The organism is Tepidimonas aquatica (assembly GCF_007556585.1).
GTDB classification, from domain to species: domain Bacteria; phylum Pseudomonadota; class Gammaproteobacteria; order Burkholderiales; family Burkholderiaceae_C; genus Tepidimonas; species Tepidimonas aquatica.
In genome coordinates this window covers 22,296-43,630 of sequence record NZ_VJNA01000001.1, presented here as the reverse complement: position 1 = coordinate 43,630, position 21,335 = coordinate 22,296, and the positions used below count along the sequence as shown (strand labels likewise).

Below are 21,335 nucleotides of genomic sequence, written 5' to 3'. Positions count from 1 at the left end.
CATGCGCTGCGCCCGTGGCCTGACCCTGATCGAGCTGCTGACGGCGCTGGCCGTGCTGGCGGTGCTGGCCACCCTGGGCTGGCGCGCGCTCGATGGACTGTTGCACACCCGCGACACCGTGCAAGCCCGCAGCAGCGAACAACTGGGCTGGCAAAGCGTGTTGGCGCAATGGCAGACGGACCTGGACCATATGCTGACCTTCGACCCGGCGGCTGGCGGCGCAGCGCCTGCGGTGTGGTCGAGCGATGCTGGCACGGTGCGTATACTGCGCCGCCCACCGGATCCAGACGATGCGACGCCTGGCTGGGTGGTGGTAGCCTGGGCCGCTGTCGACGAAGGGCGACGCTGGGCCAGGTGGGCGTCCCCGCCGCTGACGTCACTACCCGCCGTGCAAGCCGCGTGGGCACAAGCCCCGCAGCGCGCGCGCGCCGAGGGCGTGCGCACGGTCGCCATCGCTGCGGTGCGTGTGCACGTATGGGGTGACAACGGTTGGAAAGAGTCGCCCCGAGACCCTGCCGCGGCCTCGTCCGCCCCGAAAGCGGTGCGGCTTGAACTGACGCCCGCGCCCGACAGCCACTGGCGCGGCCCGCTGACAGTGGACTGGTTGGCCGCCAGCGTCGCCGGGGGGAAAACCCCATGATCCACGCTGCGCGCGGGGCCGCCCTGCTGGTAGCCTTGTTGCTGATGGCCGTGGTGGCTGCCCTCGGGGCCGCGGCGTGGTCGTGGCAGTGGCGTGCCTGGGCCGTCGAGCGGGCCGAGCGCCAGCAGGCGCATGCCTCGTGGCTGCTGACCGGTGCGCTGGACTGGGCGCGCCTGATCGTGCGTGAAGACGGGCGCGCATCCACCATCGATCATCTGGGTGAACCATGGGCCGTGCCGCTGCAGCCGACCCGCTTGGGCACATTCTTGCGCACCGACCCCACGGTGGCCGACGACGACCCCGCGCAGGCGGCGTGGCTGTCGGGCCGCATCGAAGACGCCCAGGCACGTTTGAACTGGCGCAACCTCATCGACACCGGGGTGCAACCCCCCCGCCTGGCACCGCTGCCACTGGCCGCGTTCGAGCGGTTGTATGCCGTGCTTGGACTCCCCAGCGCGGAGCTGCACAGCGTGGCCCAGCAGTTGCTGGCCGCCAGGCCAAGCGCAACGCAGCCCGCTCGGAACCTGCCACCGCAACGCCTGGAGGACCTGCGCAGCCTGGGGTTGAGCACAACGAGTCTGACCACTTTGCAACCGTGGACGACGTGGCTGCCCGAACCGACACCGGTCAACGTCAACACGGCCCCCGCGCCGGTGTTGCGCGCCGTCATCGCGGGCCTGGAACCGGAAGAGGCCAAACGCCTGGTCACCGTGCGCAACCAGCGCCCGTTTGACTCACTGGGAGCCCTCAGCGCCCAGCTGCCGCGACTGGCCTCGGTGCTGCAACCGACCCAGTTGACGGTCAGCAGCCGCTACTTCGTCGTCACGGGTCAGTTGCGCCTGGACGACCTGGAGGTCGAACAACACGCGCTGCTGCGCCGCGATGGCACACGCGTGACCGTGCTGTGGCGTACGCGCCGCACCATCCCCTTGGCCAGTGCGCTGCCCGACTGATGCCGATGCTATGCTTGCCGCGCCACGCCGCGCTGCACCCTGGCCGCCCATGCTGATCCTTCGTCCTTGCCTGACCATGCCCCCCACCGCCAGCGGCGGTACCCCAGCCATCTCGGCGTGGCACTGGGCGCGGCTTGATGACGCGGGCGCCACCGTGTTGGCGCAGGGACGCGCGGGCTCGGAGGCGTTGGGTGAGCTGGGGTCCGCGCAGACCGTCGCGCTGCTGGTGCCCAGCGCCTGGATCGCCTGGCACTTGGTGCAATGGCCCGGCGGTCGGGTCGCACGGCAGGCCGAGGCGCTGGCGGGCTTGCTGGAAGAACACCTGCTGCAAGACCCTGCGCAGCTGCACTGGGCCATCGGCCCTCAGGGCCCCGACGGGCCGGGCAGCGCGTGGGCAGCCGCTGTGCGCGACGCCGACCTGGCCGCTGCGGTGGCCGCGCTCGAGACCTTGGGCTGGACGGTGCAGCAGCTGGTGGCCGAGGCGGCCCCCTGCCCAACGCCCAGGCTGTGGGCGCACCTGTTGGACGGCACACCGCGCGTGGAGCTTGCCTGCGCCCATGGCGTGTTCAGCGCGCCGCTGGCCGACGCCGGCCCGGTGTGCGCCTGGTTGCTGGACGACGCCACACCCATCCAAGCATGGGCCGACCCGGCCTGCTACGACCTGGCCCGCGAAGCACTGCCCGCATTGCCCTGGCAGGTGATGCCCAACGCCCTCGTCTGGCGTGACGCGCTGGACAGTGGGGTCGATCTGGCCCATTTCCACTGGCGCCGCCGCGTCGGTGGTGGTTGGCGGCAGCGGGCTGCGCGCGCGCTGCGCGATGTGGCCACGGCGCCGGCATGGGCTGGCGCGCGCGGGGGGGTCGGCGTGGCCGCCCTGATCGGCCTGGGCGCGTTGCCACTGGCTGCATGGCAAGCGCAGCGCGCCGAGCAGGCCCTACGCGCCGAGACCCAGCGTGTGGCGCGCCAGGCCTTGCCGGGCGCGCCGGTGGTGCTCGACCCGGTTCGTCAGCTGCAGCAGGCCCTGCAACGTTCCGCCGCAGCCCCCCCACCCACCGCGCTGGAGCGCTGGCTGCACACCTGGGGGACGCTGGGCGGTGCCGCGCCACAGCGCATCGAGCTCGACGGCACCCACCTGACGATGGTGTGGAGCGCACCCGTGCCGCCGCCAGCGTTGCAACGTGCGGCTCTGGCCGCGGAGCTGCCGCCGCCGCAAGGCGACGGCAACACTTGGCGCTGGACCTGGCAGGAGGCGCGCCGATGAGTGCACGCCGCTTCGTACCATCGCTGCCCGCGACCAAAGCGGCGCTCACCGCCCTTGCGCCGCGCCGTTGGGCCGTCATCGCTGCCGTGCTGTTGGCGTTGTACGGCATCGGCGTCGTGGTGCCAGCCTGGCGCACGCTGCAGCAGGCACCCGACGCGCAAGCGCGCGCGCGGGCCGAACTGCAGCGCGTCACGGCCCTGGCCCAAGCGCTGGCCGACGCCCGCCGCAGCGCCACCACCGGCCCCGCCGCGGCCGCCGCCGTGACCGTCGACACGGCGGCCTTGCTGGACCTCAGCACCCGCTGGTTGGGACCCGAGACGCGTGTCACCCGTGACGGCGATGGGTGGGTGGTGCAATGGCAGCGCGCCCGCGCCGAAGGTTTGGCGACCTGGCTGCCCGCCGTGCGCACGCAGTTGCGGCTGGTACCCACCGGACTGCAGGCGCAACACGATGCCGCCGACGGCTCCTGGCGCGGTCAGGCCCGGTTGCAATCACCAGGAGGAGCACGATGACGCCCGCCCGCCGAAGGTTCGGGTGGGCCGCGCTGGCCGGTGCGTTGCTTGGAGGCGCGCTCGCCACCCTCGTGTACGCCCCCGCACGCTGGGTCGATCTGGCGCTGCAGCGCGCCAGCGCCGGCCAGCTGCGCTTGCTGCACCCCCAAGGCACGCTGTGGCAAGGCAGTGGCACGCTGTGGCTGCGCGGCGACGGCGGCGCCCTGACCCTGCCCGGACCGCTGCAATGGACGCTGCACCCCACGCTGACGGGAGCGGCCCAGGGGTTGGCCTGGACGCTGCACCTGCCGTGCTGCGCACCGCAACCGTTGCAGGGCTTTGTCGGCCGCACCGCGGGCGCCACATGGCTGCAAACCGAAGCGTGGCAGGCGGCCCTGGCGTTGGACATGTTGCAAGCCCTCGGTGCCCCTTGGAACACGCTGGGCCTGCAAGGCCGCGCGGTGCTCGACCTGCAGCCCATGCGCTGGCCACTGGGTGGCACAGCCTCGGCCCCGGCGTGGCAAGTCGAGGTGGTGGTGCTCGACGTGGCCAGCGCCGCCAGCCCGTTGCGGCCTTTGGGCAGTTACCACCTCACGTTCGCGGGACAAGCCTCCCAACCGCCTCGCATGACCGTCACCACACTGCACGGTGACCTGCAGCTGCAGGCCGAAGGTGGCTGGGCCAGCGGGCGGCTGTACCTGCGCGGCGTGGCCGAGGCCAACCCGCAGCGGCTCGACGCCTTGTCCAACCTTCTCAACCTGCTGGGGCGCCGTGATGGAACGCGGGCCCACCTGAGCATTGGATCCCCCCCATGACCATCTCAAACCGCCTGCCTTGGACCCGATGGTGCGTTGGCGCATGGTTGGGCTGGTGTGCCCTGGCCATCCCCTTGGTCACCACGGCACAAACACCCGCCGCGGCGGCGCGCGCCGTTGGGGCCATTACCCTCAACTTCAACGACGCCGAGATCGAGGCGGTCGCCCGCGCGCTGGCGGCGGCCACGGGTCGTGCGATCGTGGTCGATCCGCGCGTCAAAGGCACGCTGACGTTGGTGACCGACGCCCCGGTGCGCCTGCCTGCGGCGTTGGCCCAGTTCGGCGCCGAGCTGCGCCTGCGCGGCTACGCCTTGGTGGAGTCCGCCGGCATCCTCAAAATCGTGCCGGAGGCCGAAGCCAAGCTGCTGGGGGGGCCTGTGCTGACCGACGCCGCCCCAGGCGCGGGGGAAGGCCAGCTCGTGACGCAAATCTTTAGGCTGCAGCACGAAAACGCCAACCAGCTCGTGCCGATCTTGCGCCCGCTGATCAGTCCGAACAACCCGATCACCGTCAACAACACGCAAAACGCGCTCATCATTACCGATTACGCCGACAGCCTGCGGCGTATTGCACGCATCGTGGCGGCGCTGGATGTTGGCACGGCGACCGACCTCGAAGTCATCCCGCTGCAGCATGCGGTGGCCAGCGACATCGTCGGCTGGCTGCGGCAATTGCTGGATGACGACGGTCTGCCCGGCGCACAGCGTCAACCCGGGGGACCGCGCACGACGGTGCTTGCTGACTCCCGCTCCAACAGCGTGCTGCTGCGCGCCAGCCATCCGGCGCGGCTGGCGCTGGCGCGTGCGCTGATCGAGCGCCTGGACCGCCCCAGCGCCGCCACCGCGGCGGCCAATATCCACGTCGTCTACCTGCGCAACGCCGACGCGACGCAGCTCGCGCAAACGCTGCGCGCCGCGCTGGCGGCCACCGCCAGCGCCGGCGACAGCGCCGCAGCGAGCCCCACGCCGGCGCCGACCGCCCAAGCACCAGGCGGCTTGGGTGGCAACACCTCGCCGACCGCCGGTGCCACCAGCGGCGCCGCCTCGCGTGCCGCGGGGACAGCGATCACCATGGCAAGCGCTCAGGCAACCGGCGGCCAAGTGCAGGCCGACCCCGCCAACAACGCCCTCATCATCACCGCGCCCGAGCCGCTGTACCGCGAGCTGCGCCGCGTGATCGACCAGCTCGACGTGCGCCGCGCGCAGGTTTATGTGGAGAGCCTCATCGCCGAGGTCAGCGCGGACAAGGCCTCCGAGATCGGCGTGCAGTGGCAAACCGTGCTGGGCCGCTCCGGCGATAGCGCCATCGGGCTGTTGGGCACCAATTTCGGCACCGGCGGCGCCAACATCCTCAACCTGGCCACGCAAAATGGCGGCCAGGGTCAACTGCCTGCCGCGGGCTTCAACGTCGGGGTGGCTCAGCGCATCGGCGGGGTCTATGTGCTCAGCGCGCTGGCGCGGTTTTTGGAAACCGAAGGCGACGCCAACATCCTGTCGACCCCCAACCTGCTGACGCTGGACAACGAGGAAGCCAAGATCGTCATCGGGCAAAACGTCCCCTTCATCACCGGCCAGTACACCGCCAACAACACCAACCAGGGCGCGGTCAACCCGTTTCAGACCATCGAGCGGCGTGACGTCGGCCTGACGCTGCGGGTGCGCCCACAGATCAACGAAAACGGCACCGTCAAGCTGCAAATCTTCCAGGAGGTCAGCAGCGTGCTGCCCAGCTCGGTCAACAACCCCAGCGGCCTCATCACCAACAAACGCGCCATCGAATCCACCGTGCTGGTGGATGACGGCGGCATCGTCGTGCTGGGTGGCTTGCTGCAAGATGAGTACGGCGGCAACCAGGACAAGGTGCCCGGCCTGGGGGACGTGCCGGTGCTGGGCAACCTGTTTCGCAGCGAAAAGCGCTCGCGCAAAAAGACCAACCTGATGGTCTTTTTGCGCCCGGTGGTGGTGCGCGACGCGCGCGCCGGCGACGCCTTGGCCATGGACCGCTACCAGTGGATGCGCAGCCTGCAGCAACAAGCCCAGCCCGAGCCCAGCCGCTGGCACCCGATCCAGGACGCCCCCGTGTTGCCGCCGCAGTGGCCACTGACGCCCGCTGTGGCGCCCGCTGTCGACGCGGCGACGCCAACGTCCCCGCCGGATGCCGCCTCACCCCCGCCGCCCGAGCAATGAGCAGTGCCACCCACCCCCTGCCGTACGCGTGGGCGCGCGCGCACGGCGTGCTGTTGCAGCTGGACCGCGGCGAGCGCTGGTTGCTGGTGCGCCACGATGGCCCGCCCAGCGCCGCCACCGCGGCCGCCGTGGCCGAGGTGCAGCGCGTGCACGGCCCGTGCCGCTGGCAACTGTGTGCCGCGCAGGACTTCGACGCACGGCTGCAGGCTGCCTACGCGGGCGGCACGGCATCCACTGCGGCTGCCGTGGTCAGCGAGGTCGAAAGCGTGGCCGACCTTTCCAAGCTGATGCAGGATTTGCCGCAGATCGAGGACCTGCTCGAAGCCGCCGACGACGCGCCCATCATCCGCATGCTCAACGCGCTGCTGACGCAGGCGGTGCGCGAGCGCGCCAGCGACATCCACATCGAGCCGTACGAGCGCCACTCCAGCGTTCGCTTTCGCGTCGATGGCACGCTGCGCGAGGTGGTGCAGCCCAACCGGGCGCTGCACGCGGCGCTGATCTCGCGCCTGAAGATCATGGCCGAGCTCGACATCGCCGAGAAGCGCCTGCCGCAGGACGGGCGCATCGCGCTGCGGCTGGGTGGCCGCGCGGTGGACGTGCGCGTCTCCACCCTGCCCAGCGCCCACGGGGAGCGCGCCGTGCTGCGCCTGCTGGACAAGTCCGACGGCGTGCTCAGCCTGGAAGCCGTCGGCATGCAGGGCGCAACGCTGCAGGCGTTCGAGCGCCTGGTCGCGCAGCCGCACGGCATCGTGCTCGTCACCGGCCCCACCGGCAGCGGCAAGACCACCACGCTCTACGCGGCGCTCCAGCGCCTGGACGCGCAGCGGCTCAACATCATGACGGTGGAAGACCCGATCGAATACGAGCTGCCCGGCATCGGCCAGACGCAGGTCAACCCCAAGATCGACCTGACGTTTGCCAAGGCGCTGCGCGCGATCCTGCGCCAGGACCCCGACGTCATCATGATCGGCGAGATCCGCGACCACGAGACCGCGCAGATCGCCATCCAGGCGTCGCTGACCGGCCACTTGGTGCTGGCCACGCTGCACACCAACGATGCGCCCAGCGCCGTGACCCGGCTGATCGACATGGGCATCGAGCCCTTTTTGCTGTCCAGCTCGCTGCTGGGCGTGCTGGCGCAACGCCTGGTGCGCAAGGTCTGCCCCAGCTGCCGCGGCACCGGTTGCGACGCGTGCGGCCGCAGCGGCTACCAAGGGCGCACCGGCATGTTCGAGTTGATGGTCGTTGACGACTCCATGCGCTCGCTCATCCATGAACGGGCGCCCGAAGCAGCGCTGCGCGAGCGTGCGCTGGCCGGCGGCATGACGCCGCTGCGCCAGGCCGGGCAAGCGCTGGTCGACCAGGAGCTGACAACGGCCGAGGAAGTGTGGCGCGTCACGCGCGACTGACCGTTGGCAGGACGACCCGATGCCCAGCTTTCGTTACCAGGCCCTGGACGCCGACGGCCGGACGCGGCGCGGTACCCTGAGCGCTGACAACGACCGCGCGGCGCGGGCGCAGCTGCGTGCCCAAGGCTGGGTGCCGCTGAAGGTGCAACCGCGAGCACCACGGCGGTTGGGCCGCGCCCGGCGCGGCTGGACGGCCACCGAACTGGCCAACTGGACACGCCAACTGGCGGTGCTGGTCGGCTCGGGCCTGCCGCTGGAGCGCGCGCTGGCCGCCCTGGCCGACGAGGTCGAAGACCCCCGCCAGCACGCGGTGCTGACCGAGTTGCGGGCCGACGTCGGCGGCGGCAGCACCCTTGCCCAAGCCCTGCAACGCCAGCCCCACCTGTTCGATGCGCCGTACTGCGCCGTCGTCGCGGCGGGGGAAGCCAGCGGCCAGCTCGGCACGGTGCTGCAACGGCTGGCCGACGAGCGTGAGGCGGCCGACGCGCTGCGCCACAAAGTGCTGTCGGCAGCGCTGTACCCAGCCATCCTGACCGTGTTCGCGCTGGCCATCGTGGTGTTTTTGATGACCTACGTGGTGCCCCAGGTGGCGCAGGCGTTTGCCAGCAGCAAGCGTGCCCTGCCGTGGTTGACGACCGTGGTGCTGCAGGCCAGCCACCTGCTGCGCCAATGGGGCTGGCTGCTGCTGCCGCTCGGGGTCGCGGTCGGCTTGGGGTGGCGCGCGGTGCGCCGCTGGCCTGCCGGGCGGCTGCGCACCGACCGCGCGTGGCTGCGCCTGCCGCTGCTGGGCCGCCTGGCGCGGCAGTACGACCTGAGCCGCTGGGCCGCCACGCTGGCGCTGTTGGTGCAAGCCGGCGTGCCGCTGCTGCGTGCGCTGCACACCGCCAACCAAACCCTGCGCAACCACGTGCTGCGTGGCCAAGCCGACGCGGCGCTGGCGCTGGTGCGCGAAGGCGCCCCGCTGGCCGCAGCGCTGGCCACCCAGCCCGACCTGGGTGGCCTGGTCGTCACCTTCGCCCGGTTGGGCGAGCAAACCGGCCAGCTGGGCACGATGCTGCACCGCGCCGCGCAGCAGATGGCCGACGACGCCCAACGCCGCACGCTGCGCCTGACCACGTGGCTGGAGCCGCTGCTGATCATCGCCATGGGCGGCGTGGTGCTGGTCATCGTGCTGGCGGTGATGCTGCCGATCATCCAACTCAACCAGTTGGTGCGCTGACACACGCCATGGCCACTGACGTCACCACCGCAGCGGGCACAGCGGGCCTGTGGCTCCCCACCGCCCGCCACGTGCCGTCGCCGAACCACGGGCCGCGGCCGGCCGGTGTGCAACCGTGGCTGGTCGTGCTGCACTCGATCAGTCTGCCGCCCGGGCACTACGGCGGCCCGTACATCGAGCAGCTGTTCACCAACACGCTCGACTGGGACGCGCACCCGTACTTCCAGTCCATCCGCGGGCTGGAGGTGTCGGCGCACTTCCTCATCCGCCGCAACGGCGAGCTGGTGCAGTTCGTCGCCTGCGAGCGCCGCGCCTGGCACGCTGGCCGCTCCTGCTGGCAGGGGCACGACAACTGCAACGACTACTCCATCGGCATCGAGCTCGAAGGCTTGGAAGGCACCCCGTTTGCCGACGCGCAGTACCCCGCGCTGGCGGCGCTGCTGGCCACGCTGCGCGCGCACCTGCCGACACTGCGCGCGGTGGCCGGGCACGAGCACATCGCCCCCGGGCGCAAGGCCGACCCCGGCCCGGGGTTCGACTGGGCACGGCTAGTGCGGCTGACCGGCTGGCCCGCGGCCTGGTTTGCCAGCACGGCGCCGGCCGCCCCCACCTCGGGTTGACCCCAGGCTATCGCCGCCACGCGGCGTCGTAAAAAATTTCTACCCCCACGCGCTTGCACCCCGCGCCAGCCCCGCTACACTAGCGGTAGTGTTTTTCGGCCGCCGTGCACACTAGATCTAGTGTTGCGCCGCACACAACCCTGATCCGCCGACGATCCGCGAGGAACCATGCAAACCACCCTCTCCTCCCCCACCGTCACCCCTGTGGCCAGCACCGAGGCCCCGCGCGCCAGCAGCCCCACGACGTTGCCCAACTACCAGATCATCCGCCGCAACGGTGCGGTGGTGCCGTTCGAGCCGGCCAAGATCGCCATCGCGATGACCAAGGCCTTTTTGGCCGTGCACGGTCCGCAAGGCGCGGCCAGCGCCAGCGTGCGCGAAACGGTGGAACGCCTGACGCAAAACGTGGTGCGCGCGCTGATGCGCTCGCGCCCCGGGGGTGGCACCTTCCACATCGAAGACGTGCAAGACCAGGTCGAGCTCGGCCTGATGCGCGACGGCCACCACGAGGTCGCGCGCGCCTACGTGCTGTACCGCGAGCGCCGTGCCCAGGAGCGTGCCGCGCGTGGTGAAGCGCCGGCCGCGCCGGTGCAGCCCACCATCCACGTGCTCGACGGCGGCGAGCGCCTCCCGCTGGACCTGGATCGGCTCAAGGCGCTGATCCACTCCGCCGTCGAAGGCCTGGGGCCCGACGTGCAGGCCGAACCCATCGTCGCCGAAACGCTGCGCAACCTCTACGATGGCGTGCCGCTGGACGAGGTGCACAAAGCCGCCATCCTGGCCGCGCGCACCAAGATCGAAACCGACCCGGACTACACCTACGCCACCGCGCGGCTGCTGCTGCACACCATCTACAAAGAGGTGCTGGGCGAAGAAACCACGCACGCGCAGATGCGCGAGCGCTATGCCGAGTACTTCCCGGCGTTCATCAAGCAGGGGGTCGAGGCCGAGCTGCTCAACCCCGAGCTGCTCACCTTCGACCTGGCCAAGCTGGGCGCGGCGCTCAAGCCCGAACGCGACCTCAAGTTCGACTACCTGGGCCTGCAAACCCTGTACGACCGCTATTTCCTGCACGTGCGCAAGCGCCGCATCGAACTGCCGCAGGCGTTTTTCATGCGCGTGGCCATGGGGCTGGCGCTCAACGAAATCGACCGCGAGGCGCGCGCCATCGAGTTTTACGAGGTGCTGTCCAGCTTCGACTTCATGAGCAGCACACCCACGCTGTTCAACTCCGGCACGCTGCGCTCGCAACTGTCGAGCTGCTACCTCACCACGGTGCCCGACGACCTCGAAGGCATCTACGACGCCATCAAGGAAAACGCGCTGCTGTCCAAATTCGCCGGCGGCCTGGGCAACGACTGGACGCGCGTGCGCGCGCTGGGCAGCCACATCAAGGGCACCAACGGCGAAAGCCAGGGCGTGGTGCCGTTCCTGAAGGTCGTCAACGACACGGCGGTGGCCGTCAACCAGGGCGGCAAACGCAAAGGCGCCGTGTGCTGCTACCTGGAAACGTGGCACCTGGACATCGAAGAATTCCTGGAGCTGCGCAAAAACACCGGCGACGACCGCCGCCGCACGCACGACATGAACACCGCCAACTGGATCCCGGACCTGTTCATGAAGCGCGTGATGGACAACGGCGACTGGACGCTGTTTTCGCCGTCCAGCGTGCCGGACCTGCACGACAAGGTCGGCAAGGCGTTCGAAGAAGCCTACGTCGCCTACGAAGCCAAGGCCGAGCGCGGCGAAATCCGGCCGTTCAAAAAGGTGCGCGCGGTCGACCTGTGGCGCAAGATGCTGACGATGCTGTTTGAAACCGGGCATCCCTGGATCACGTTCAAGGACCCGTGCAACATCCGCAGCCCGCAGCAGCACGTCGGCGTGGTGCACTCGTCCAACCTGTGCACCGAAATCACGCTCAACACCAGCGACACCGAAACAGCGGTGTGCAACCTCGGCTCGGTCAACCTGGCGCAGCACCTCAAAGACGGCCCCCACGGCAAGGAGCTCGACCACGACAAGCTCAAGCGCACCATCACGACCGCGATGCGCATGCTCGACAACGTCATCGACATCAACTACTACGCGGTCAAAAAGGCGCGCGACTCCAACTTGCGCCACCGTCCGGTGGGGCTGGGATTGATGGGCTTTCAGGACGCGCTGTACGAACTGCGCATCCCCTACGCCTCGCCCGAAGCGATCGAATTCGCCGACCGCTCGATGGAGGCGATCTGCTACTACGCCTACTGGGCCAGCAGCGACCTGGCGGTGGAGCGTGGGCGCTACTCCACCTACAAAGGCTCGCTGTGGGACCGCGGCATCCTGCCGATCGACTCGCTGGATCTGCTGGCCGAGCAGCGCGGTGGCTATCTGGAAGTGGACCGCTCGCGCACGCTGGACTGGGACGCGCTGCGCGCCAAAATCCAGCGCGACGGCATGCGCAACTCCAACTGCATCGCCATCGCCCCCACCGCCACCATCTCCAACATCGTCGGCGTGGACGCCTCGATCGAGCCGTGCTTTGGCAACCTGTCGGTCAAGTCCAACCTGTCGGGCGAATTCACCGTCATCAACCACTACCTGGTGCGTGACCTCAAGCGCCTGGGCCTGTGGGACGAGGTCATGATCATGGACCTCAAGCACTTCGACGGCTCGCTGTGGCCGATCGACCGCGTGCCGCGCGAGCTCAAGGAGCTGTACCGCACCGCGTTCGAAATCGAACCGGTGTGGCTGGTGGAAGCGGCCGCGCGGCGCCAGAAATGGATCGACCAGGCGCAAAGCCTCAACATCTACATGGCTGGCGCCTCGGGCAAAAAGCTCGACGAAACCTACAAACTCGCGTGGATTCGCGGGCTCAAGACCACCTACTACCTGCGCACCACCGGCGCCACCCACGCCGAAAAGTCCACCGTGCGCAGCGGCGCGCTCAACGCCGTGCCCACCGCCACCGGCGCGCCGCCTGTGGCGGCCGCGGTCGAGCCGGCCACCGACATCAAGTTTTGCGCCATCGACGACCCCGGCTGCGAAGCCTGCCAATAAGCAGCCGGTCTGTACGTCCAAGGGAAGGTCGATCCAACAACGCCGCCTCGGCCACACTGCTGCAGCCGCCCGCGCAGCGTTTTTGCCGGCCTTCCCTTGTCAAGGCACAGCCATCTTTGAATAATGGAAACGAAACGGAATCGACCATGTTGACCTGGGACGACACCACCCCGACCGTGACAACCAACCCCACGCGCCACGCTGCTGGCGGTGCCGGCACCCCCCCGAATGCCGGCGGGGTGTTGGGCGTGCAACCCGCAGCGGCCGCCGCGGGCTTGGACTACGTCTCCCCCGTCGCGGCCCATGTGGCCGCCAGCGCAACCGCCACGCCGCCCGCCAGCGGCCCCACGCAGGCGTCGCGCGCGCAGGCGGCCAGTTTTCGCCGCGTCAACGTGGCCGACAAACGCATCATCAACGGCCAGACCGACGTCAACCAGCTCGTGCCGTTCAAATACAAGTGGGCCTGGGAAAAATACCTCGCCTCCTGCGCCAACCACTGGATGCCGCAGGAAATCAACATGTCGCGCGACATTGCGCTGTGGAAAGACCCCAACGGCTTGACCGAGGATGAGCGCCGCATCGTCAAGCGCAACCTCGGCTTCTTTGTCACCGCCGACTCGCTGGCGGCCAACAACATCACGCTGGGCACCTACCGCCACATCACCGCGCCGGAATGCCGCCAGTTCCTGCTGCGCCAAGCGTTCGAAGAAGCCATCCACACCCACGCCTACCAGTACATCGTGGAGTCGCTGGGACTGGACGAAGGCGAAATCTTCAACGCCTACCACGAAATCCCATCGATCCGCGACAAGGACGAGTTCCTGATCCCGTTCATCGACGCGATCATGGACCCGGCGTTCAAAACCGGTACGCCGGAAAACGACCAAAAGCTGCTCAAGAGCTTGATCGTTTTTGCCTGCCTGATGGAGGGGCTGTTTTTCTACGTCGGCTTTACGCAAATCCTGGCGCTGGGCCGTCAAAACAAAATGACCGGCGCGGCCGAGCAGTACCAGTACATCCTGCGTGACGAGTCGATGCACTGCAACTTCGGCATCGACATGATCAACCAGCTCAAGCTGGAGAACCCGCACCTGTGGACGCCGGAGTTCAAGCGCGAGATCAAGGAGCTGTTCCTCACCGCGGTGGACCTGGAATACCGCTACGCCGAAGATACGATGCCGCGCGGGGTGCTGGGCCTCAACGCCAGCATGTTCAAGGGCTACCTGCGCTACATCGCCAACCGTCGCGCCACGCAAATCGGTCTGGAGCCGCTGTTCCCCAACGAGGACAACCCGTTCCCGTGGATGAGCGAGATGATCGACCTGAAAAAGGAGCGCAATTTCTTCGAGACCCGCGTCATCGAGTACCAGTCCGGCGGCGCCTTGTCGTGGGATTGAGACCCGGCCCCTGAGCCAGGTCCGCCGCAGCGCTGCGCCGCCGTCACCGTGTTCCCACCCGCCAACCTGAGACAGGAGAACCTCATGGCAACCGCGAAGAAGGCCGCCGCTGCGGCCACCGAGCCCGCCAAGAAAAAGACGGCCACCACGAAGACGGCAGCGCAGCCCACCGCCGAGCCCGCCACAGCAGCCGCGCCGACGAAGAAGCGCACCAGCAAGGCGGCCAGCGCCGCCACCCCAGCCCCCGCCGCGGCCACCAAGGCCACCAAGGCCGCAGCGGCGCCAGCCAAGAAGGCCGTGGCCGCCAAGGCCCGCACGTCGGCGGTGGGCGACACCCAAGCCACCGCAAAGACCGCCACCAAGACAGCCGCGGCGGCCCCCGCGAGCGCGAAGAAGTCTGCCAGCCCGAAGACCACGGCCAAGACCTCGCCAACCGAGAAAGTGACCGCCGAAGCCGCGGCCGCCACCAGCAAGGCCAAGACCGGTGCCGCCCAGCCTACGCCGGCCAAGGCCGCAGCCAGCAAGCCCCCAGCGGCCCGGGCCAAGGCGGCGGCGACCAAGAAGGCGGCCGCTCCCGCCAAGTCTGCCAAGGCCACCACGGCCGCAGCGGCGCCGGCCAAGAAGGCCGCCCCGTCGAAGGCTGGCAGCGGCGCCAAAACCGCCGCCCAAAAGTCCGCTGCCCCTGCACCGGCGGCGCAGACCAAACTTGCGCCGACGGCGGCGTGGCCTTTCCCGACCGGTCCACGGCCCTGAGGCCGCCGCGCGGCTGGCGCGGCACCCGCCCCGCCCGCCGCGTCAGGCCTGCACGTCAAAGCCGGGCGGCAGGCTCCAGTTCTGGCCACCACGGGTGGCGATTTTGATGGCCCCGATGCGGTTGCCCAGCCGGGCCGCGCGCAGCACCGGCCAGCCCTGGGCCAAGCCGTACAGCAACGCGGCGCGGAAAGCGTCGCCACAGCCGGTGGGGTCGACGATGGCGCTGGCCGGCTCACCCGGCACGCGCGTGGCTGTGCCCTCGACCCACACGTCGCAGCCGAGCTCGCCCAACGTGACCACCAGGGCACGCAGGTGGCGTGACAGTTGCGCCAGCGTCAGCCCCGTGCGGTCGCACAGCAGCCGCGCTTCGTAGTCGTTCAGCGCCGCCCAGTCGGCCAGCTCCACCAGGCGTAGCAGCTCCTCGCCACTGAACATCGGCAGCCCCTGCCCGGGGTCGAACACGAACGGCACGCCCGCCGCGTGCAGTTGGTGGGCGTGCTCCCAGGTGGCTTGCTTGCCGTCGGGCGACAGGATGGCCAGCGGCACGCCCGAGGTGTCGGCCACGGGATTGGTGTGCGCCAGCGCCATCGCGCCGGGGTGGAAGGCCGTGATCTGGTTGTTGTCGCGGTCGGTCATGATCATGGCCTGGGCGGTGTAGTGCTCGCCCAGCACCCGGATCGCGCCGGTGTCCACACCCAGCGCGCGCAGCCGCTGCAGGTAGTGCCGGCCGTCCTCGCCCAGCGTGGCCACGGGCCGCACGGCGGCGCCCAACTGGCGCAGCCCATACGCGATGTTGCCAGCGCAGCCGCCGAACTCGCGCCGCAGCGCCGGCACCACGAAGGCCACGTTGAGGATGTGCAGCTGATCGGGCAGGATGTGGTCGGCAAAGCGGCCTTCGAAGTCCATGATGGTGTCAAACGCCAGCGAGCCGCAAACAAGAATGGTCATGGTGTCAGGGGATCAGGGGTAAAACAGCACCACCCGGTAGCCGTTCATGCGGCTGGCTTGGGGGTGGTCGAAGGCCAGCTCGAACTGCAAGGGCCACTCGGTCGCGGCGGCCAGCCGTTCGGTCGGTTGCGGCCACTGCGGCGGCAACCATACCCGGCGCGCCAGCGGTTCGCCCTGCGCGTCGACCAGCGTCAACTCCAGCGCCGGGGCCTCCACCTCGGCGTCGGCCTGGTTGCGCAGCACCAGGTGGAAGCTGTAGCGGTCGGGGGCACGGCGCAGCAGCACCGACCCCTCGACCACCACCGCCCCGGCCGGGCGCTGCCGCCCCACCGTGCAGCCAAGCGGCTGGCAGGCCAGTTCGTACCACGGCAGGGCTTGCGGCCAACGCGCCAGCACCGCCGCCCGCCCCAGCCAGGCCAGTTGCGCCAGCAACAGACCGGTCAGCCCCAGCGCCACCGCCGCCAGCACCGCGCGCACCAGCGGGTGCTGCCAGCGCGCGCGGCGACGCGCCTGGCGCACAAACGCCGGCTCAGGCTCAGGCTGCGAAACGGGCTCGTCCGGCCGCGACGCCGGCTCAGGCTCAGGCGCCCAGGCAGGCGCCGGCGGCTGGGGTGCCGCCTCGGGCTGCGCAGGCGCCGCCACGGACTGTGGCTGGGGCCCGGGTTCGGCCGGCGCCCCCGCGGGCGGCGGTTCGACCAGGTGCTGCGCCGCCGTGGGGGCTGGCGTTGCCGCGGTCTCGGGCAGCACCCGCGCGTCGGGCGGCTGACTCGGCGCCGGGGCTGGCTCCGGCTGCAAATCCTGCGTGGCGTCGAACACGTGCTGGCACCAGCCGCAGCGCACCCACCCGTCGGCGATCTTGAGTTGATCGACGACGACGCGAAACGACGTGCCGCACGAGGGGCAGCGGGTGACGAAGCGCATGGCGCGATTATGACGGTGCCCGCACGCGGTGGCGTGCCGGCGCGCGCGCTCACGCGGCCGCGGTTCGTGTGCCCGTCATCAGGATCCAGCCGTCCAGGGCGTCGTGCACCTGCAACGCCAGCCAGGGCGCGTAGGCGTCGCGCAGCTCGTCAGCCTGGCGCTGCAAGATGCCGGCCAGCACCAGATGGCCACCCGGCGCCACCAGGCTGCTCAGCAGCGGCGCCAGCACCTTCAGCGGCGTGGCCAGGATGTTGGCCAGCACCACGTCGTAGGGGCCTTGGGCACGCTCGGGCAGTCCCGCGCGCAGCGTCACGCCGTTGGCCGCGGCGTTGGCTTCGGTGGCCTGCACCGCCGCGGGGTCGATGTCCACCGCGTCCACCGCCGCCGCGCCATGCTTGGCCGCGGCGATGGCCAAAATGCCCGACCCGCAGCCGTAGTCCAGCACCCTGCAGCCCGTCACCCCGTGGGTGGCGATCCAGCGCAGGCACATGTGCGTCGTGGGGTGCGTGCCGGTGCCAAACGCCAGCCCGGGGTCGAGCCGGATCACGGTGCGCGCCTGCGCCGGCGGCTCGTGCCAGCTCGGCACGATCCAGAACGCCGGCGTGATCGGCACCGGGTCGAACTGGGTCTGCGTCAGGCGCACCCAGTCGGTGTCGGCCACCGGCCGCACGCCCAGCACCGCGCACTCGGCAAAAAAGTCCTGCGGCGCCAGCAGCGCCGCCGCTTCGCGCGCCTGCGCTTCGGTGTCGAACAGCGCCACCACGCGTGAATGCTGCCAGCCCGCCGCCGGTGGTGGCAGCCCCGGCTCGCCAAACAGCGCCCGCTCCGCCGGTGTGTCGGCGTCGGCGTCTTCCACGCTGACGCTGAGCGCGTCCAACGCTTCCAGCGCGTCGCACACGTCTTCCACGCGCGGCTCGGGCACGCGCAGCACCAGCTCGAACCAGCGCGCTGCCGCGCCGGCGGTGGGTTCAGGCACGCTCACGTTGGGCCAACCAGCTCTCGAGGTAGTGGATGTTGGTGCCGCCGGCCTCGAAATTGGCGTCCACCATCAGCTCGCGGTGCAGCGGCACGTTGGTCTTGATGCCCTCGACCACCACCTCGGCCAGCGCGCCGCGCATGCGCGCCAGCGCCTGTTCGCGCGTGTCGCCGTGCACGATGATCTTGCCGATCATCGAGTCGTAGTTGGGCGGCACGCTGTAGCCGGTGTAGATGTGCGAGTCCACCCGCACCCCGGGGCCACCCGGCGCGTGCCAGGCGGTGATGCGCCCGGGCGACGGCGTGAACTTGTACGGGTCTTCGGCGTTGATGCGGCACTCGATGGCGTGCCCCCGCAGCTCGATTTGGCGTTGCGTGAACGGCAGCTTCTCGCCCGCGGCGATCAGGATCTGCTGGCGCACGATGTCGATGCCGGTGATCATTTCGGTCACCGGGTGCTCGACCTGCACGCGCGTGTTCATCTCGATGAAGTAGAACTCACCGTTTTCGTACAGGAACTCGAAGGTGCCCGCGCCCCGGTAGCCGATTTTTTTGCACGCGGCGGCGCAGCGCTCGCCGATGCGCGCGATCAGCCGTCGCGGAATGCCGGGCGCGGGCGCCTCCTCGATGACCTTCTGGTGGCGGCGCTGCATCGAGCAGTCGCGCTCGAACAGGTACACCGCGTTGCGGTGCTGGTCGGCCAGCACCTGGATCTCGATGTGCCGAGGGTTTTGGAGGAATTTCTCCATGTACACCTCGGGGTTGTTGAAGGCGACCGCGGCCTCGCTCTTGGTCGTCTGCACCGCGTGCAGCAGGGCCGCCTCGGTGTGCACGACGCGCATGCCACGCCCACCACCGCCGCCGGCGGCCTTGATGATGACGGGGTAGCCGATGCTGCGCGCGATGCGCTTGATCTCGGCCGGGTCGTCGGGCAGCGCCCCATCGGACCCCGGCACGGTGGGCACCCCGGCCCTGATCATGGCCTGTTTGGCCGACACCTTGTCGCCCATCAGGCGGATCGACTCCGGCGTCGGTCCGATGAAGACAAAGCCGCTCTTTTCCACCCGCTCGGCAAAGTCGGCGTTTTCACTCAGGAAGCCGTAACCCGGGTGGATGGCTTCGGCGTCGGTGACCTCGGCGGCCGAGATGATGGCCGGCATGTTGAGGTAGCTTTGCGCCGACGGCGCCGGGCCAATGCAGACCGCTTCGTCAGCCAGCTTGACGTACTTGGCCTCGCGGTCGGCTTCGGAGTACACCACCACGGCCTTGATGCCGAGCTCTCGGCAGGCGCGCTGCACGCGCAGCGCGATCTCCCCGCGGTTGGCGATCAGAATCTTCTTGAACATGGCCGCAGCGACTCACTCGAGCACGAACAGGGGTTGCCCGTATTCCACGGCCTGGCCGTTTTCGACCAGAATCTCTTTGATGATGCCCGCCCGATCGGCCTCGATCTCGTTGAGAATCTTCATGGCTTCGATGATGCACACCGGCTCGCCCTCCTTGACCGCCTGGCCCACTTCGACAAAGGGCTTGGCACCGGGGCTGGGGGCGCGGTAGAAGGTGCCCACCATGGGCGACTTGATCACATGGCCCTGCGGCACGGGTGCGGCGGTCGGGGCGGTGGCGGGCGCCGCGGGTTCGGCCGGCGCCGGCACCGTCAACACGGCGGGCGCGGGCATGGCCACGGGGGCCGCAACCACGGCTTGGGCGGCTGGTGCGCCCTTGACGATGCGCACCTTGCCTTCGGCCTCGGTGATTTCGAGTTCGGAGATGTTGGACTCCGAGACCAGGTCGATGAGCGTTTTGAGCTTGCGCAGATCCATGGTGACTCCGTATATGCTCCGAACTGGCAGGCATCGCGCCGGCAACGGCGCGCAAGGAGGGCGCAATATACACGAAGCCGACCCCACCCACACCACCCCCCTGAACGGAGGACTCGATGATCGAAGCCGCTGACGCCGTGCCGACGATGGCGCTGCCCGGGCTGGCACGCGCCCTCATCGCGCAGGGCCAGTTGACCCAGCAGCAGGCGCAGCACCTCTACGCCGAAGCGCAGCGCAAGCGCACGGGCTTCATCGCCGAGCTGATCGACAGCCGCACCGTGTCGCCGCGCGAGCTGGCGCACACCATGTCGCAGGCGTTTGCCGCGCCGCTGATCGACCTCGACGCCGTCGACCCGCAGCGCCTGCCACAGGGCGTGCTGTCGGCGCGCACCTGCCAGCAGTTTCGCATCGTGCCGCTGGCGCGGCGCGGCAACCGGCTCAGCCTGGCCACCGCCGACCCGTCGGACCTGCAAGCGGCCGAAAAGGTCAAGTTCGAAACCCAGCTCACCGTCGACTGGATCGTGGCCGAGGTCGACAAGCTCGACCACCTGGTGCAGTCCTACACCACCGGCGCCGGCCAAGCGTTGCAACACATCGTTGGCACCGAGTTCGACTTTGCCGCCGCCGGCATCGAAATGGCGCCCGCCGAGCAGGAGCAGGACACGCCCTCGGAGGTGGAAGACGCCCCGATCGTGCGCTTTTTGCACAAAATGCTGCTCGACGCCTACGCCATGCGCGCGTCGGACCTGCACTTCGAGCCGTACGAGCATTTTTACCGCGTGCGCTTTCGCATCGACGGCCAGCTGCGCGAGGTGGCCACGCCCCCGATCGCCGTCAAGGAAAAGCTCGCCTCGCGCATCAAGGTCATCTCGCGGCTGGACATATCGGAAAAGCGCGTGCCGCAGGACGGCCGCATGAAGCTCAAGGTCGGGCCGGACAAGGTGATCGACTTTCGCGTCAGCACCCTGCCCACCCTCTTTGGCGAAAAGGTCGTCATCCGCATCCTCGACCCCAGCAGCGCGCAAATGGGCATCGACGCGCTGGGCTACGAGCCCGACGAAAAAGAAAAACTGCTGGCCGCCATCCGCCGCCCTTACGGCATGGTGCTGGTCACCGGCCCCACCGGTTCGGGCAAGACGGTGTCGCTGTACAGCTGCCTCAACCTCCTCAACGAACCCGGCGTCAACATCTCCACCGCCGAAGACCCGGCCGAAATCAACCTGCCCGGTGTCAACCAGGTCAACGTCAACGAAAAGGCGGGGCTGACCTTCGCGGCCGCGCTGCGCGCCTTCCTGCGCCAGGACCCCGACATCATCATGGTCGGCGAAATCCGCGACCTGGAAACCGCCGACATCGCCATCAAGGCTGCGCAAACCGGCCACCTGGTGCTGTCCACGCTGCACACCAACGACGCGCCCTCGACGCTGACGCGCCTGGTCAACATGGGCGTGGCGCCGTTCAACATCGCCGCCAGCGTCAACCTCATCACCGCCCAGCGGCTGGCGCGGCGGCTGTGCCCCAAATGCAAAGCACCGCACCACGACATCCCCCGCCAGGCGCTGCTGGACGCCGGCTTCACCGAAGACGACCTGGCCGGCGATTGGCAGCCGTACAAGCCGGTCGGCTGCTCGGCCTGCCACGACGGCTACAAAGGCCGCGTCGGCATCTACCAAGTAATGCCGGTGTCCGAAGCCATCCAGCAGCTGATCCTGCGCGGCGCCAGCGCTGTGGACATCGCGCTACAGGCGCGCCGCGAAGGCGTGCGCACGCTGCGCGAGAGCGGGCTGCGCAAGGTTAAGATGGGCATCACCTCGCTGGAAGAGGTGCTGTCGGTCACCAACGACTAGCCTCAGGGCTCCCAGCGGCACCACCACCCACCGCC

18 protein-coding genes are annotated in these 21,335 nt (G+C 69.5%); 13 read left to right on the top strand and 5 right to left on the bottom strand.

The window, feature by feature from the left end:
- Position 1: 1 nt before the first annotated feature.
- From Taqua_RS00205 to Taqua_RS00150, 12 genes are all read left to right on the top strand, one after another.
- Positions 2-640 carry a PulJ/GspJ family protein gene (locus Taqua_RS00205; protein WP_144324048.1) on the top strand — a complete coding sequence of 213 codons (639 nt, stop codon included), beginning with the start codon at positions 2-4 and terminating at the stop codon, positions 638-640.
- Positions 637-1,593: a type II secretion system minor pseudopilin GspK gene (gene gspK / locus Taqua_RS00200; RefSeq protein ID WP_144324047.1), complete on the top strand. Its 957-nt coding sequence runs from the start codon at positions 637-639 to the stop codon at positions 1,591-1,593. The genes Taqua_RS00205 and gspK overlap by 4 nt, the downstream gene beginning before the upstream one ends.
- Before the next feature lie 76 nt (positions 1,594-1,669).
- Positions 1,670-2,854 (top strand): type II secretion system protein GspL, encoded by a 1,185-nt coding sequence (gene gspL, locus Taqua_RS00195; protein ID WP_185969521.1) that lies wholly within the window; start codon positions 1,670-1,672, stop codon positions 2,852-2,854.
- Positions 2,851-3,366: a type II secretion system protein GspM gene (gene gspM / locus Taqua_RS00190; protein WP_144324045.1), complete on the top strand. Its 516-nt coding sequence runs from the start codon at positions 2,851-2,853 to the stop codon at positions 3,364-3,366. The genes gspL and gspM overlap by 4 nt, the downstream gene beginning before the upstream one ends.
- Complete coding sequence (locus tag Taqua_RS00185) at positions 3,363-4,160, top strand: type II secretion system protein N (protein ID WP_144324044.1); 798 nt, start codon at positions 3,363-3,365, stop codon at positions 4,158-4,160. The genes gspM and Taqua_RS00185 overlap by 4 nt, the downstream gene beginning before the upstream one ends.
- The gene (gene gspD, locus Taqua_RS00180; protein WP_144324043.1) at positions 4,157-6,346 is read left to right on the top strand and encodes a type II secretion system secretin GspD; all 2,190 of its coding nucleotides are present in this window, start codon (positions 4,157-4,159) and stop codon (positions 6,344-6,346) included. Before Taqua_RS00185 ends, gspD begins: the two co-directional genes overlap by 4 nt.
- Entirely contained in the window at positions 6,343-7,758 is a 1,416-nt protein-coding gene (gspE, locus tag Taqua_RS00175) for a type II secretion system ATPase GspE (RefSeq protein ID WP_144324042.1), read from the top strand. Before gspD ends, gspE begins: the two co-directional genes overlap by 4 nt.
- 19 nt (positions 7,759-7,777) lie before the next feature.
- On the top strand, positions 7,778-8,977 hold the full coding sequence (gene gspF / locus Taqua_RS00170; protein WP_144324041.1) for a type II secretion system inner membrane protein GspF: 1,200 nt from the start codon (positions 7,778-7,780) through the stop codon (positions 8,975-8,977).
- An 8-nt stretch (positions 8,978-8,985) separates the two neighbouring features.
- Positions 8,986-9,597, top strand: a complete 612-nt coding sequence (gene ampD / locus Taqua_RS00165; protein ID WP_144324040.1) for a 1,6-anhydro-N-acetylmuramyl-L-alanine amidase AmpD — start codon at positions 8,986-8,988, stop codon at positions 9,595-9,597.
- Between the two features lie 168 nt (positions 9,598-9,765).
- On the top strand, positions 9,766-12,636 hold the full coding sequence (locus Taqua_RS00160) for a ribonucleoside-diphosphate reductase subunit alpha (protein ID WP_144324039.1): 2,871 nt from the start codon (positions 9,766-9,768) through the stop codon (positions 12,634-12,636).
- Between the two features lie 146 nt (positions 12,637-12,782).
- Complete coding sequence (locus Taqua_RS00155) at positions 12,783-14,033, top strand: ribonucleotide-diphosphate reductase subunit beta (RefSeq protein WP_144324038.1); 1,251 nt, start codon at positions 12,783-12,785, stop codon at positions 14,031-14,033.
- 84 nt (positions 14,034-14,117) lie between these two features.
- A complete protein-coding gene (locus Taqua_RS00150) occupies positions 14,118-14,786 on the top strand; it encodes a histone (RefSeq protein ID WP_144324037.1) in 669 nt (222 codons plus the stop codon).
- 42 nt (positions 14,787-14,828) lie between these two features.
- On the opposite strand, the gene Taqua_RS00145 is transcribed toward Taqua_RS00150, so the two are convergent.
- The 5 genes from Taqua_RS00145 to accB are packed head-to-tail and all read right to left on the bottom strand — an operon-like array spanning position 14,829 to position 19,453.
- Positions 14,829-15,734, bottom strand: coding sequence for a carbohydrate kinase family protein (locus Taqua_RS00145; RefSeq protein WP_144324036.1), 906 nt, complete (start codon positions 15,732-15,734; stop codon positions 14,829-14,831).
- A gap of 12 nt (positions 15,735-15,746) precedes the next feature.
- Positions 15,747-16,655: a zinc-ribbon and DUF3426 domain-containing protein gene (locus tag Taqua_RS00140; RefSeq protein ID WP_144324035.1), complete on the bottom strand. Its 909-nt coding sequence runs from the start codon at positions 16,653-16,655 to the stop codon at positions 15,747-15,749.
- A 49-nt stretch (positions 16,656-16,704) separates the two neighbouring features.
- On the bottom strand, positions 16,705-17,637 hold the full coding sequence (prmA, locus tag Taqua_RS00135; RefSeq protein ID WP_425472545.1) for a 50S ribosomal protein L11 methyltransferase: 933 nt from the start codon (positions 17,635-17,637) through the stop codon (positions 16,705-16,707).
- Complete coding sequence (gene accC / locus Taqua_RS00130; protein WP_144324033.1) at positions 17,624-18,976, bottom strand: acetyl-CoA carboxylase biotin carboxylase subunit; 1,353 nt, start codon at positions 18,974-18,976, stop codon at positions 17,624-17,626. The genes prmA and accC overlap by 14 nt, the downstream gene beginning before the upstream one ends.
- A gap of 12 nt (positions 18,977-18,988) precedes the next feature.
- The gene (gene accB / locus Taqua_RS00125; RefSeq protein ID WP_144324032.1) at positions 18,989-19,453 is read right to left on the bottom strand and encodes an acetyl-CoA carboxylase biotin carboxyl carrier protein; all 465 of its coding nucleotides are present in this window, start codon (positions 19,451-19,453) and stop codon (positions 18,989-18,991) included.
- Positions 19,454-19,569: 116 nt separating this feature from the next.
- On the opposite strand from accB, the gene pilB reads away from it, so the two are divergent.
- Positions 19,570-21,300, top strand: coding sequence for a type IV-A pilus assembly ATPase PilB (gene pilB, locus Taqua_RS00120; protein WP_144324031.1), 1,731 nt, complete (start codon positions 19,570-19,572; stop codon positions 21,298-21,300).
- Positions 21,301-21,335 lie beyond the last annotated feature (35 nt).

Coding starts and splice junctions, on each gene's coding strand:
- gspL (WP_185969521.1), top strand. CDS start 1,670: ATGCCCCCCACCGCCAGCGGCGGTACCCCAGCCATCTCGGCGTGGCAC.
- pilB (WP_144324031.1), top strand. CDS start 19,570: ATGATCGAAGCCGCTGACGCCGTGCCGACGATGGCGCTGCCCGGGCTG.
- gspM (WP_144324045.1), top strand. CDS start 2,851: ATGAGTGCACGCCGCTTCGTACCATCGCTGCCCGCGACCAAAGCGGCG.
- gspF (WP_144324041.1), top strand. CDS start 7,778: ATGCCCAGCTTTCGTTACCAGGCCCTGGACGCCGACGGCCGGACGCGG.
- Taqua_RS00205 (WP_144324048.1), top strand. CDS start 2: ATGCGCTGCGCCCGTGGCCTGACCCTGATCGAGCTGCTGACGGCGCTG.
- Taqua_RS00155 (WP_144324038.1), top strand. CDS start 12,783: ATGTTGACCTGGGACGACACCACCCCGACCGTGACAACCAACCCCACG.
- Taqua_RS00150 (WP_144324037.1), top strand. CDS start 14,118: ATGGCAACCGCGAAGAAGGCCGCCGCTGCGGCCACCGAGCCCGCCAAG.
- Taqua_RS00140 (WP_144324035.1), bottom strand. CDS start 16,655: ATGCGCTTCGTCACCCGCTGCCCCTCGTGCGGCACGTCGTTTCGCGTC.
- Taqua_RS00145 (WP_144324036.1), bottom strand. CDS start 15,734: ATGACCATTCTTGTTTGCGGCTCGCTGGCGTTTGACACCATCATGGAC.
- accB (WP_144324032.1), bottom strand. CDS start 19,453: ATGGATCTGCGCAAGCTCAAAACGCTCATCGACCTGGTCTCGGAGTCC.
- gspK (WP_144324047.1), top strand. CDS start 637: ATGATCCACGCTGCGCGCGGGGCCGCCCTGCTGGTAGCCTTGTTGCTG.
- Taqua_RS00160 (WP_144324039.1), top strand. CDS start 9,766: ATGCAAACCACCCTCTCCTCCCCCACCGTCACCCCTGTGGCCAGCACC.
- gspD (WP_144324043.1), top strand. CDS start 4,157: ATGACCATCTCAAACCGCCTGCCTTGGACCCGATGGTGCGTTGGCGCA.
- gspE (WP_144324042.1), top strand. CDS start 6,343: ATGAGCAGTGCCACCCACCCCCTGCCGTACGCGTGGGCGCGCGCGCAC.
- ampD (WP_144324040.1), top strand. CDS start 8,986: ATGGCCACTGACGTCACCACCGCAGCGGGCACAGCGGGCCTGTGGCTC.
- Taqua_RS00185 (WP_144324044.1), top strand. CDS start 3,363: ATGACGCCCGCCCGCCGAAGGTTCGGGTGGGCCGCGCTGGCCGGTGCG.
- accC (WP_144324033.1), bottom strand. CDS start 18,976: ATGTTCAAGAAGATTCTGATCGCCAACCGCGGGGAGATCGCGCTGCGC.